Annotated in this window: 11 protein-coding genes; 4 read left to right on the top strand and 7 right to left on the bottom strand. The window is 64.8% G+C overall.

The genetic code is table 11. From position 1 onward, the window contains the following. The 6 genes from ACO0LU_RS14790 to ACO0LU_RS14765 all read right to left on the bottom strand — a co-directional run. Positions 1-1,065: IS110 family transposase (locus tag ACO0LU_RS14790; RefSeq protein WP_424792120.1), on the bottom strand; the 1,065-nt coding region annotated here is incomplete at its 3' end. 6 nt (positions 1,066-1,071) lie between these two features. After that, positions 1,072-1,254, bottom strand: a complete 183-nt coding sequence (locus tag ACO0LU_RS14785; RefSeq protein WP_424790166.1) for a hypothetical protein — start codon at positions 1,252-1,254, stop codon at positions 1,072-1,074. Between the two features lie 167 nt (positions 1,255-1,421). Then, positions 1,422-2,798, bottom strand: coding sequence for a sulfatase family protein (locus tag ACO0LU_RS14780; RefSeq protein WP_424792115.1), 1,377 nt, complete (start codon positions 2,796-2,798; stop codon positions 1,422-1,424). Between the two features lie 10 nt (positions 2,799-2,808). Then, complete coding sequence (locus ACO0LU_RS14775; RefSeq protein ID WP_424792114.1) at positions 2,809-3,696, bottom strand: carbohydrate ABC transporter permease; 888 nt, start codon at positions 3,694-3,696, stop codon at positions 2,809-2,811. A gap of 15 nt (positions 3,697-3,711) precedes the next feature. Further along, a complete protein-coding gene (locus ACO0LU_RS14770) occupies positions 3,712-4,692 on the bottom strand; it encodes a carbohydrate ABC transporter permease (protein ID WP_424792113.1) in 981 nt (326 codons plus the stop codon). Continuing rightward, positions 4,692-5,993, bottom strand: coding sequence for an ABC transporter substrate-binding protein (locus ACO0LU_RS14765; RefSeq protein WP_424792112.1), 1,302 nt, complete (start codon positions 5,991-5,993; stop codon positions 4,692-4,694). The genes ACO0LU_RS14770 and ACO0LU_RS14765 overlap by 1 nt, the downstream gene beginning before the upstream one ends. A gap of 324 nt (positions 5,994-6,317) precedes the next feature. Here ACO0LU_RS14765 and ACO0LU_RS14760 point away from each other — a divergent pair, with 324 nt between their 5' ends. The 4 genes from ACO0LU_RS14760 to ACO0LU_RS14745 are packed head-to-tail and all read left to right on the top strand — an operon-like array spanning position 6,318 to position 10,759. Then, positions 6,318-7,439 carry a substrate-binding domain-containing protein gene (locus tag ACO0LU_RS14760; RefSeq protein WP_424792111.1) on the top strand — a complete coding sequence of 374 codons (1,122 nt, stop codon included), beginning with the start codon at positions 6,318-6,320 and terminating at the stop codon, positions 7,437-7,439. Continuing rightward, entirely contained in the window at positions 7,436-8,440 is a 1,005-nt protein-coding gene (locus tag ACO0LU_RS14755; protein ID WP_424792110.1) for a Gfo/Idh/MocA family protein, read from the top strand. Before ACO0LU_RS14760 ends, ACO0LU_RS14755 begins: the two co-directional genes overlap by 4 nt. 46 nt (positions 8,441-8,486) lie before the next feature. Continuing rightward, positions 8,487-9,917 carry a sulfatase-like hydrolase/transferase gene (locus tag ACO0LU_RS14750; RefSeq protein ID WP_424792109.1) on the top strand — a complete coding sequence of 477 codons (1,431 nt, stop codon included), beginning with the start codon at positions 8,487-8,489 and terminating at the stop codon, positions 9,915-9,917. A gap of 2 nt (positions 9,918-9,919) precedes the next feature. Beyond that, the gene (locus ACO0LU_RS14745) at positions 9,920-10,759 is read left to right on the top strand and encodes a sugar phosphate isomerase/epimerase family protein (protein WP_424792108.1); all 840 of its coding nucleotides are present in this window, start codon (positions 9,920-9,922) and stop codon (positions 10,757-10,759) included. Here the strand turns inward: ACO0LU_RS14745 and ACO0LU_RS14740 are convergent. Further along, on the bottom strand, positions 10,726-12,954 hold the full coding sequence (locus tag ACO0LU_RS14740; protein ID WP_424792107.1) for an FAD-dependent oxidoreductase: 2,229 nt from the start codon (positions 12,952-12,954) through the stop codon (positions 10,726-10,728). The two genes, ACO0LU_RS14745 and ACO0LU_RS14740, sit on opposite strands and share 34 nt — an antisense overlap. Between the last annotated feature and the right edge of the window lie 14 nt (positions 12,955-12,968).

The following is a 12,968-nucleotide window of genomic DNA, read 5'->3' as shown; positions in this document are numbered from 1 at the left end:
GAGGAGCCATTCGCGGTAGCGGTTGGCGAGGTCGTCGTCGCGGCGTTTGCCGCGTTCGATGGTGGAGATGTGAGCGGGCCAGACGTTGAAGTGGTCCGCGATGGTCTGCAGGGTCATTCCCTTGGCGTGGCGCAGCGGGCGTAGGTCATCGACCTGCGGCACGGGTTGGGGGTGGACGATGTGGTGGTAGACCTCGCGGGCGACGGCGCGCTTGAGGTAGCGCATTACCTCCTTGTCGCTCTTTCCCTGAGCGGTGCGTTTGGCGATGTAGGACCGGGTGCGGGGGTCGCACGTCATGCGGACCAGGATGATCTGGTGCAGGGCGGCGTTGGCCTGGCGGTCACCGCCGGGGTTGAGGCGGTAGCGGGTGGTCTTACCCGAGGACGCAGGAATCGGGGCGGCGCCGCACAGGGCGGCGAAGGAGGCCTCGCTGGTGAGTCGGTCGGGGTTGTCGCCGGCGGCGATGAGCAGCGGGGCGGCGGTCACCGGCCCGATGCCGTGGGCGGCGCGCAGAGCGGGGGCAACGCGGGTGACCAGGGTGTCGAGGTCGGTCTCCAGTTCGGTGATCTCGGTGGTCAGGGCGCGGTGGCGGCGGGCGAGGTGGCGCATTGCCGTCAGGGTTGCCGGTTGGATGCCCTCGGTGGCCGGCCCGGGGCGCACGGCGGCGAGCTGGGCGTGTAGGTCGGCGTCGTTCAGGCCCCGGAAGCGAGCACGTAGGGCCTCGGGGGCGGTGACGAGCAGGCTCTTGATCTGCACGGCCGCCGCGGTGCGGGCCTTGAGGGCCGAGCGGCGCGCGATGGTCAGCACGCGGATGGCCTCGGCATCGCCATCGGCGTTCTTCGGGGTGGGCAGGTCATGCCCGGCGAGCACCGTGTGGGCGGCGGCGTAGGCGTCGATCGGGTCGCTCTTGCCACGCAGACGACGGACCTGACGGGTCGGGCGGATCGCCTCCACCACGACTACTCCGCCCTGGCGCAGGAACCGGGCCAGTTCGGCGCCGTAGGAGTTGGTCCCTTCCACCCCGATGGTGGTGATGCGGCCCAGGCTGGTGATGAAGGAGAGCAGGTCGCGCTACCCCTGGCTCGTGGTCGGGAACTGTGCATCGCCCAGTCGTGCACCGGTCGTGGCGATCACCGCCACGTGATGGGTCTCGGCGTGGGTGTCCACGCCGGCGATGACATCGATCAGTTCACTGGTCATGATGGTGGTGCCTTCCTCTAGCGGGACAGGCACACCGGCCAGGTGGGCAGACAAGACGTTGATGGGACTTTTGGTCGAGCTCCTATTAGGTCATGTCCACCTGGCCGGCATGCGCTTTACATGCCCCGGCGCAGGCCGACGGATCATGTCAAGGACCACCCCAGAGGGGGCGTCAGTCAGTGCCTGGGTCAGACCTCGCCGAAGCCCTTCCATCATCAACGTCAGTGGGGCCTGGCATAGATTTGCTCGCGCGCGACCTCGTGGGTGTCCTGGGGCAGTACGAGACGTTTGAGCATTGCCTCATCGCCGCCGGACCGGGCCCAGCGCAGCAACTCACCACGCAACCGGTCCAACTCGCCCCGATAGCGGGATTCCACCGCGAGATTCGTCATCTCGCCGGGGTCCGCCTGCAGGTCATGCAATTGCTCCCGGTACCTGCCCCAGCTGTACAGCACATACTTGTAACGATGTTCGACGACGGCCCGACCCCGGGTGGCGGGGGCGGTGACGGCGGGAAAACTCGTCTGTACGACCAGGCGTTCGCGGTCCAGGCGCTCACCGTCACACAGCACGGGGAGCAGGCTTCGCCCGGGGAGTCCGGTCCCTGCCCGGGCTTGGGCTGCTTGAGCCAGGGTCGGCAGCAGATCCAGGCACACCGATACGAGCGTGCCGCTCTCGACGCGTCCGGCGGGTACCCGCCCGGGCCAGCGCACCAGGAACGGCACCCGCACGATCTCTTCGAACAGCGCCGTCTTCTGGTTCCACGAATGGCTTCCATCGCCGTCGCCGTGATCGCTGGTGAAGATCACCAAGGTGTCTCGTGCCCGGCCGGTCCGGTCAAGCACCTCCAGCAACTCACCCACACGGGCATCCATGCGCTCCACCAGTCGCGCGTAGGTGTAGCGGTAGTGGCGCCAGTCCTCGGGGGTGTACCCGCCGGTGCCGTAGACCTTGGCGTGCTCGTGCTGTTCGGTGCGAAGGGCTTCGGGCTCGAACGGCTGGTGGCCGAAGTTCGCGGGCAGGTTCGGTGTGTTCGCCAACTCCGTGGTCGGGGTGTCGCCGTAGTACAGCGGCTGGTTCCTGGCGTACTCACAGATCGTGTGTGGGTCGTCGAAGGAGGCCACCAGGAAGAACGGGAGGTTCGGGTCACGACCGGCGGTTAGGTACTGGTCCACCGTCTCTGTCAGGCCGGTATCCCCGAAATCCTTGATCGGCTCGAAACCGTCGCTGGCCTGCGCACTGGGACGCGTCGCGTGCCACTTGCCCGCGTAGGCGCACTGATATCCGCCCTCGCCCAGGAGGTGACCCAGTGAATCCGGCCCGAGAGCATCGCCGGAGGCATCATTGGATGTCACGCCCAGGGTGTGCGGATACTGGCCGGTGAACAGTGAACTTCGGGCCGGGACGCACAGCGGGAAGGTGACGTAGGCACGATCCATCCGGGTGCCCTCGGCCGCCAACCGGTCCAGCGCCGGCGTGGAGATGTCCGGGTTCCCGGTATTGCTCATCATGTGTGCTGCCATCTGGTCGGCCATGATGAGCAGGATGTTCGGTCGGTCGCCGGCCCCGACGCGGGCGGCTCCGGGCAGATCGTTCATCTCTCGCTCGCTACTTGCCCATGCCCAGGGTGAGTCCTTCGGTGAGCCGCCGGCCCAACCAGAGGTAAATCAGCAGCACCGGAATGATCACCAGAACCAGGCCTGCGAACAGCCCGCCCCAGTCGGCGCCGCTGTAGGTCTGGCGTTGAACGAAGTTGATCAACGCGATCGGCAGCGTGTAGCGGTCCGTGGTTTGCAGTAGCACCAGGGCGAGCACCGTTTCGTTCCAGTTGGAGATCAACTGCAGCACGAAGGCGGTCAGCAGTCCGCCCCTGGCAAGCGGCAGCATGATGGTCCAGAAGGTTCGGACCGGAGTGCTTCCGTCCAGGGCGGCCGCTTCTTCCAGTTCTCCGGGCAGTGAGCGGAAGAACGCGGTGAGCAGGAACACGGTGAAGGGCATGGACACTCCCATGTACACCAGCGCCAAACCAAAGATGCTGTTCGTCAGGCCCACACGGGCGAGCATCACGAACAACGGAACGATGATCACTTGGACCGGCACCCCGAGTCCGAGGATGAACAGCAGGGTCACCGAACGGGTGAGCCGGTTGTCCTGACGGGACAGGTAGTAGGCCGCCGGGGCTGCCAGGGCCACGATCGCCACAGAGGCGCTCAGGGTCAGCACCACGCTGTTGAACGCTGCGGTACCGAAGTTTCCGGCGTTCCATGCAGTGACGAAGTTGTCGAAGGTCCAGTTGTCGGGCCAGCCCCAGGGATTGTCGAAGATTTCGCGCGTATCGCGGAAACCCTGTAACGCCACCCAGGCGAGCATGGCGATGTTGAAGGCGACGAACAGCCAGGTGAAGCCCACGCCGATCGTGCGGAGCGGCCCGGTATCAGCCGCGCGGCTTCGTCCGGTCTTCCGTCTGCGAGAGGGAGCCTGTGTAGCAGTAGTCATGAGGACCTTCCCGTCTCAGAACTCGAGCGCTTCACGACGCGTGACGCGCCGTAGCAGGACGATGAGGACTGCCACGAGCAGCAGCGCCAGCATGGCTGAAGCGCTGGCCATGCCATAGGAGGGGATCGACTGGCCGGAGAACGCCATGATGTAGGTGTAGACGGCGGAGGTCCAGATCTCCTGAGGGGGCAGGCCCACTCCCGTGGTGCCACCGAAGATCCAGACGATCTCGAAGATTTTCACCGACGTGATCGTCCACAGCACGGCACAGACCGCGAACACATCCCAGGTCAGGGGCAGGATCACATAACGCAACCGCTGGAATGCGCTGGCACCAGCCAGGGCAGCATCTTCGAAGAAGTACTCCGGTATCCGATCCACGCCGGCCATGAGGATCGTGGTGTAGTAGCCCACGCTCGCCCACGCCAGGATCGCCATGACGAGCCCGAGGAGGTTGTCCCGCGCCAGCCACAGCGGGGGATCGGAGACACCGACGGCGCGCAGGAAACTGTTCACAAGCCCGTTGGGGTTGAACGCGAACCCGGCCAGTGCGCCGAAGACCAGGGCGTTGATCAGGTGCGGGAAGAAGAGCACGTTCCTTGCGGTGCGCTTGCCCGCCATATCCCGTAGCACCAGCGTCAGAGCGAAGGCGACGACGAAGATCGCCGCACCGACGATGAAGAGGATCAGCAAGGTATTCGTGAATGACTGCAGGAAGAGGTCGTTACGGACCAGCCGGGCGTAGTTGCCCAGGCCGACCCATTCCATCTCCCCGGCGCCGGCCCAGGTGTGCAGACTGATCCACGCCGCGGCGATGATCGGCACCACGAACAGGACGACGTAGAACAACAGGGCGGGCATCACGAACGGCACGAACAGTTTGCGCCGTTGACGATCCAGGGGGGAGCGCTGGCTGGTCTTGGCGGACCGGCCGGCCGGGGCGTGCCCCGGCACGGCCGGCCGCACGTCCTGCTCGCGCGCGAGCAGAGCACTCATCAGGCTTGCTCCTCCCAGTAGGAGATGGTGGCCTCCTTGGCCTCTTCGACGAACTCCTCGGCCGTGAGGTTGCCCAGCACGAGGTCGTCGTTGATCGCCCAGAAGACGGTGTCGTTGTAACCGGGGAAGGCCACGCCGTCGTTCTGCTGGTGGAATGAATCGGCGGTGGCGAGGCGCTCCATCACCGTGTCGAGCACGGGGTTGACGTCGACGTCCTGTCGGACTGGCAGCAGCCCAGCACCCTCACCGAGCATCGTCTGGTACTCCTCCCGGAGGAAGAACGCAGCAAATTCCTGCGCGGCCTCGGCGTGGTCAGCCGTACTAGGAACAACGAAGCCGGTGAAGTCCACGCGGGCACTGTCATGGGTGCCGGGAGGGAACGGGAAGGAGGAGTACTCGAACCCGTCGGCCGCGTACGGTTCTGTTTCCGCTGCAGCCCAGGAGCCCATGAACAGGAGCGCGGCGTTGCCCGAGGCCCACTGCTGCTGTTGCTCCGGGAACTGGCTGCCCTGGAAGCCGTCGATGAAGTAGCCACCATCCACCAGTTGCTGCACCTTCTGGGCCGCTTCGAGCACTGCTGGGTCGTCCCAGGCTGCCCCGGTCTCGTCGGAGGCAAGTTCGTACAGCGCCCCGGGTCCCAGTTCACGCAGCAGCAGCGTCTTGAACCAGTACACGTTGTAGCCCGGGATGTCACCGTCCAGAGCGATCGGCGTGTGCCCGTCGGCCTGCAGGTCCTCCAGCAGTGCGACGAACGCGTCCCAGGACTGGGGTGTGTTGTCCACCAGGTCCGGGTGAGTGGCCGCGTCGAACCAGATCGCGTCGGAGGTCAACTGGTAGGGCACCATCCAGTACTCACCGTCATCAAGTTCGATGTCGATGTACTCCAGGTACTGTGCCGGGACGATGTCGGCCAGCGTCTGGCCTTCGATATCCGCGTTCCACGCAGTCGACAAGCCCTGTACCTGGCCGGCTGCGACGAGGCTTCCATAGGTGTTGACGTAGGATTGGTCGACCAGATCGGGCACCTCGTTGGTGTTCAATGCCGGGACGAGTCGTTGGACGTTGTCACGGCCCTGCCACTGCACGTTGACTTCGATACCGGTCTCCGCGGTGAAGTCCTCGATTGCCTGCGCCATGACTTCCTGCTGGACTTCGCCGTCGTTCCAGGTGGACCAGTACGTGAACTCGGTGGCTTCGCCATTACCGTCGTCGGCGCTGGTCCCGGAGCATGCCGCCAACCCCAGAGCAACCGCCCCGAGAGCCCCGACTACTGCGCCGCGTCGGGAGTGAGAGTGCTGCATCATTGCACCTTTCGATAGAACTGACTGAGGTATCTATTCGCTGGTTCGGTCCTCACAATGCGGTGAGAGTCAGCGACTTGTCAAGAATGACTTAGGAAGGAGTCTAGATGCACTCTGCGGAGAAGTGGGATGCCAGGGTCCGCCCTTTGGCACTCGTTACCCGACTGTGACCATTGATCTCGTCGGGCAGGCGGGGACGTATCAGAGGTTGGGTGCGACTTGCCACAAGTTGGGTGCAAGCGGGCTTCAAGTCCGCTACTCTTCACCTAATGAATCCTAGGTGCATCCTTTCCGAAGGAATCAATCAAGGGAGAGTGGACGGTGGTGGATGATGCTACGAGTGGGCGGGATCTGAAGTTCCGGGCACTGGCCAAGGACCTCCGTCAGGAGATCTCGGCGGGAAGGTGGGAACCGGGAGCGAAGTTGCCGACGGAGAAGGAACTCATGGCTCAGCGGGAGTTGTCGCTGACCACAGTACGACGGGCGCTTGATGAGCTCGCCGACGATGGTTTGATCGTGCGCAGGCAGGGCTCCGGCTCTTATGTGTCCACAGAGTTTCGACCGGGTGCTGGGGCGATGCGCACGATCGGCGTCCTTGTCCCGAGCGCAACGGAGTACTACCCGCGCGTGCTCGCGGGCGTGGAGAGCGCGCTCTCCGGTGCTTCTGCCCGCATGGTGCTCGCGTGTTATCACTACGACGCCGTCGAGGAGGAACGCGACATGGCATCGCTCCTGGCCAGCGGGATCGATGGTCTGATCGCCGTACCGGACCTGCTGTCCGCCCCGAACATGCAAGAGAAGATCGAGAGCCTGTTCGATCTGCCGGTGCCGGTGGTGATGCTGGAACGGCGCGATTTCGAGGCACGGATCTCAGACCGGTCGGAGTACGTATGCACTGATCATGCCGGCGGGGCGTACGACGCGGTCAGGCATCTGCGCGCACTTGGGCACGAGCGGATCGGACTGGTGTGCCGGCACCCGAACCACACGGGAAACTGGGTGGTCCAGGGGTACAAGGACGCCGTCCGGGACCTCGCTCTGCCGGCCCTTCCGATCGACACCGCTCCGGCCTCGGAGTGGTCCCTGGAACGAGCCGAGGCAGCGGTGCACCTGCTTCGCAAGTCGAGGACCACGGCGGCGCTGGTATTCGGAGACAGGGAAGCCGCATGGATTGAGGCCGCCGCCCGGCGTGCCGGAGTGCAGATCCCCGATGACCTCGCCCTGGTCGCGTATGACGACGAGAGCGCCGCGTATGCAGACATTCCGTTGACCGCGGTCTCGCCCCCAAAGCACGAGTTGGGTCGCCTCGCTGCTGAGACGCTGCTACAGCGTGTACACGGCAATGACGAAAACGTCGTCCACCAGATCACCCTGCGACCGCCGCTCGTCATCCGTGACTCCTGTGGTGCGTCCGAGTCGACCCGGGCAATCAAGGAGGAAGTATGAAACTAGGGCTCCTGGGGGCCGGCGCGGTAGGCGCGGTGCATGCCCAAGCGGCCGCAGAGTTGCCCACAGTCAACGTGGCCGCGGTGTGCTCTCGTTCGTTATCTGAGGCCGAGACCGTGGCCGAACCCCATGGTGCACGGGTGTACAGCGACTACCGCGAGATGTTCGACAGCGATCTCGACGCCGTGATAATCAGCACGCCGCATTCGTTGCATACCCAGATGGTCCTCGATGCGGCGCAGGCCGGGTTGCAGGTGCTGTTGGAGAAGCCCATGGCCACCACGGTCGCAGATTGTGACCTGATGATCGATGCGTGCGAGGCAGCAAGGGTTGCCTTGGCTGTGGGCCACATCCAGCACTTCCTACCCGAGAAGGTCGCTGCTTACGACGCAGTGTGGTCCGGGCGGATCGGCGTTCCGCGTATGGTGCACGACCTGCGCAGCACCGACTACCGCCCGGGGACTCGACCGCAGTGGTTCTTCGACCGCGAGACTGCTGGCGGCGGGGCAATGATGAACATCGGCAGCCATTGCCTCGATCGGAGCAGCTGGTTGGCCGGGGGCCTAGCCGAACGGGTCGAAGCGGCCAGCACGGTGTCGCGTTTCGGGGTCGGGGTGGAGACCGATGGTACCGCCCTGTTGACGCTAACGAACGGACTTCGCGCGTCGATCACGGTGACGTCCACGCCGCCCCGACCCGTCGATGCAGTCACTGTCGTGGGGGATGAGGGCACTGTCGTGGCCGACTCCAGGCGGGGGACCCTGATGCGCGCGGGAGACACCGAACAGGTGTTGCATGAACGGTCCGAAGGGGATATCCCTGCCGCGTTCCGGAACCAACTGGCCGCATTCGTGGAGCTCGTCGAGCACGGGACGCCGTTCCCCGTGAGCACGGTCCTGAGCCGGACCGTGGTGGCGGCGGTGCATGCCATCTATGAGTCTGCGGACACCGGCGGGCCGGTCACGGTGCCGCAGCGTGAGGCAGCCGGAGCGGTGTCCTGACGAGGAGCGAAGTACGCGACGCGGCCCAGTGATGTGAGGGAGAACAATGGCTAGCCGAGAGCCGAGTCGGCCGAACGTGGTGATGATCATGGCCGACGACCTGGGCCCGTGGGCGTTGGGCTGTGCGGGCAACTCCGAGATCCGCACACCGACGATTGATCGGATGGCCTCGGAGGGGACGCGGTTCACCGAGTTCTACTGCGCCTCGCCCGTGTGTTCACCGGCCCGAGCCACGCTCCTAACCGGGCAGATGCCCTCAGTTCACGGTGTGCATGATTACCTCGACGCACGACATGTGGGAGCCGAGGGTCAGGACTTCCTCGGCGGTCAGCGACTGTACACGGACGACCTGGCAGACGCGGGCTATCGCCTCGGCCTCGTGGGCAAATGGCACCTCGGCGCCAATGACAGGCCACGCCCCGGATTTGTCCGCTGGTTGGCTCACGGCGGAGGAGGCGGGCCGTACTACGGTGCTCCGTTGTACGACCAGAGTGGGCCCGTCGACGAACCAGGCTACGTCACCGATGTTTTGAGCGATGCTGCCTGTGATTTCCTTGAGGACGAGTCGCGGACCGAAGACCCGTTCTACCTGTCGCTGCACTACACGGCTCCGCACAGTCCGTGGAAGAACAACCATCCCGCGGAGTACACCGACCTGTACCGCGACTGCGCCTTCGACTCGCTGCCGCAGGAGGAGTTGCATCCCTGGGTGCCGATCGTCGACGGCGCCCCGATCGGCGGTGAGCCGGATACTCGCGCCGCACTCGAGGGCTACTTCGCGGCGGTCACGGCGATGGACGCAGGAATCGGTCGGGTGCTATCGCGCCTTGCCCAACTCGGACTGGACGAGCACACGGTTGTGATCTTCACCAGCGACAACGGGTTCAGTTGTGGCCAGCACGGGATCTGGGGCAAAGGGAACGCGACTTTCCCCCAGAACATGTATGACGAGTCCGTGAAGGTGCCGTTCATCATGCGCCAACCCGGTCGTATCCCAGCAGGGGAAGTTAGTGATGCCCTGGTGTCCGCCTATGACGTCGCGGCAACCTTGCGGGAGCTCTGCGGCATCGCACAACCGCAGGAGGATGGGCCTGGTCGTTCCTTCGTCCCCACTCTCATGGGGCATCCGGAGCAAGATCGCCGGGAGCGCGTTGTGGTCTTCGATGAGTACGGGCCGGTTCGGATGATCCGCACCCGCAGCCACAAGTACGTCCATCGCTATCCCCATGGGCCGCACGAACTCTATGACCTCATCGCCGATCCGGGGGAGCGGTCGAACATGATCGGTTCACCCGGCGCTGGTGCGTTGAGCGAGGGACTGCATGACCAACTGAACGCATGGTTTCAGGAGCACACACGTGTTGACCTCGATGGTCGGGCCTTGCCCGTGAGCGGCGCGGGGCAGGTGGACACGGTGGGACCCGGGCGGAGCCCGTTCCCTTTGGCGACGGCCTTCAACACTGTCCCGAGGTACTGATCGTGACGATCAGGTTGGCCATCTCCGGACTCGGCGTCCCGGAGGCTGGGCTGTCGACATTCCTGGATCTGATCGAGCGCTCAGGGGTTCAGGGAATCGAGATCAGGCACGACGCTGTCGTGCCCGCGGAGTACAGGGACGTCGGGATCCGCGATCGGTTGGGAACGTTGGACTTCGTCGTCCTGGCTTCCAGAGTGAAGGTCGGTGCGGGGACGCGCGACGACTTCATCGGCGATCTCAGTGCGGCCGTGGCGGACGCGAACCGGCTGGGGGCGACGCATGTGCGCGTCTTTCCCGGGGCCGGCAGGGGGGCGGATCGCACCGAGGACCGGGAGTTGGTCGACCGGCTCGCGCAAGCCTCTCAGATCGGGCGTGACACGGGGGTGCACATCGCCTTAGAGACGCACGATTCCCACTGTGCTGCGGCCGACATTGCCAACCTCCTGGACGCGGCAGTTGACTCGGCTGCCGATCGCGGCTCGCTCACGGCAGTGTGGGACGTACTGCACACCTGGCGGGTAGGAGAGAGCGCGGGTGAGTCGCTGGACCACCTGTCCGGATGGTTAACCGATGGCTGGATCCAAGTCAAGGATGCTGTGAGCAGGAGCGATCCGGCACCCGAACTACCTGGCGATGGTGCGGTCCCATTGATCGAGATCCTGACGACGATCCGAGAGCGCGGATACCCAGGTTGGGTGTCACTGGAGTGGGAGCGGGTGTGGTTCCCGGCCCTTGCACCCCTGGAGGTGGCGATCGAACATCTCCACTCGGTATTCCGTCAAGCCGGCGTGGATTGGACGGCGGGCTCTCAAAAGACTCGGACCGCCACGACCTGCGCGTAAGGGGACCCGTTGGTGGCCAGCACCTTCACCCGAATAGCCTCCACGTTCTGGGCGCAGCAGGCATGCACCCGGTGACGTCTCCGGTTACCGCGCTCGACTACGCACGTGTACCAGGCTCCGTCGCAGTAGACCTCCAGGTCGTAATCGGCCACGATCTCTGGAATGACGCGGAACGGCCATCGGGAGGAGTGCAGGTTGTTGGCGTACTCATTCACGTCGTCGTTGAACAACACGTGGACTTCCTCGATTGACTGCGGCACGTCCCACTGCAACTCGATCCACTCGGGCCCGTTCGACATCGGTGCCGAAGACCAGATCTGGGGACCAGCGAACGGTCTGCTGTACGCGGAGATCACCTGCCTCGGCGCGTAAGGACCGCCGTCGTCGATCCGCAGCGCCAACCGGGTACGGTTCAACGCCTTGACGTCCCACTGAACGATCTCGTTCGGTGCGCGGTCATCCACATGAAGGTCGATGTCGCGGGTGGCGAGATCGGCGCGGCGGCGCATCGCGAGTTGACCGAACAGGTAGTCGGGATGGGTGTGCCAGGAGACGTCGTCGTTCGCGGATAGGACCAGGACCAGATTCTCCTCATCGTGCCGGGCCGAGGGGAGTTCGAGGGATTGCCATCGACTCTCGGAGTCCTCGATGTCCACCGTGCCGGAGGAGAGGAGTTCCCGGGGCGCGTAGGTGAGCGGATCGGCTGTGGTGTGGAAGGCGTACCGCACAGAGGTTCGCTGCTTCGCACTCAAGCAGACACGGGCGACGCGTGCGGCGCTCGTCCGAGGGAAGAGCACGGCGGTATCAGCGCCGAGACGGACCGAGCCGTCGACGACACTTGAAGCGTCCGGATCCAGCGACGAACTGGCGGTGACCAGCGCCCCTCGTCCTTTGTCGGCGGGATCCGTCCACGGCACACCGATGAGGGAGGCATCGCGTCGGATCAGCCGTTGTTGGAGGGTGGTCACGGACTCGCTGAGGTCGGTGGGGTCGATACCCTGCTCAGCGCACAGTGCGGCCGCAGTACCGGCGGCCTCACCCATGACGCCGCAGGTAGCCATTACCCGCATGGAGCCGAACGCAACGTGCGTAGCGCTCACGTTGCGGCCCGCCATTAACAGGTTCCCGATATTTCGGGAGTACAGCGCGCCGAACGGAATGTCGTACAGGCCGGGCGGGTAGATCTGCTGTGCCGCTCCGCGCGGTTCATAGACGCCCTTGGGTGGGTGCAGGTCGATGGACCAGCCGCCGAAGCCGATGGCGTCCGGCTTGCGGCGGTCCTGTTCGATATCCCTTTGCGTCATGATCGTCTCGCCGAGGACCCGGCGGTACTCGCGTTTGCCTGGCACCGAACCGACCCATTCGAGGGTGAGATTCTCGGCGTCGAACTTCCCGGAGTTCTTGATGTAGTCCCAGATGCCATAGATGACCCCCCAGAGTTCATCGCGGATCCGTTCGTTGTCGTGGACCACGTCGAGTTCGCCACCCCACTCGATCCACCAGTAGTCGGCACCGTTATCGCCGGTGCGGATCACCCGCGATTCCAGGATCGAGGTGCCCTGCACATCGATTGCGAATGACGGCGGAATGAACGGAACCGGCTCGGACTCCTCGCGGGTATAGAACAACAGCGTGCTGCCGAGGGTCAGGTCGTCCTTCTCGGCGGGTGCCCAGGACTCGGAGTACTCGTGCTGACCCTCCCTGCCGAGTAGATGGTCGGCGCCGGCTGCCGCCGCGATCGAACCATCGCCGGTGCAGTCGATGACGAACCGGGCGTGCATGTGCAACTCGCGTTCGGATCCGAGCACATGGCCCATCACAGACTCGATTCGCTGCCCATCCAGGTGCACATCGAGCACGTGCGTGTTCAGAAACAGGTCAATGTTCGGTTCGTTCTTGACCGCTTCGAGCAGCACAAGGTCCCAGTACTGGGGGTTACCCAGCGGGTTGCGGTACTCGTTCTCGAGATAGAACTCGCCGACGATGCCGGTTTCGCGGGCATACCGCTGATGTCCGGTGGCGGTGGCCCCGCACACCCACACTCGGACCTCGCTGCTGGAGTTGCCGCCCAAGACCGGGCGGTTCTGCAGGAGTGCCACGCTCTGGCCGTCGCGTGCAGCGGCGATCGCCGCAGAGGTGCCAGCCAGTCCGCCACCCACGACCACCACGTCGTGGTGATGCTCTTCGACTCTCACGGATAGTTCCTTCT

The sequence above is a fragment of the Pseudactinotalea sp. Z1748 genome, assembly GCF_049725185.1.
GTDB lineage: Bacteria > Actinomycetota > Actinomycetes > Actinomycetales > Beutenbergiaceae > CALKWS01.
This window is presented reverse-complemented; position numbering and strand designations above follow the sequence as displayed.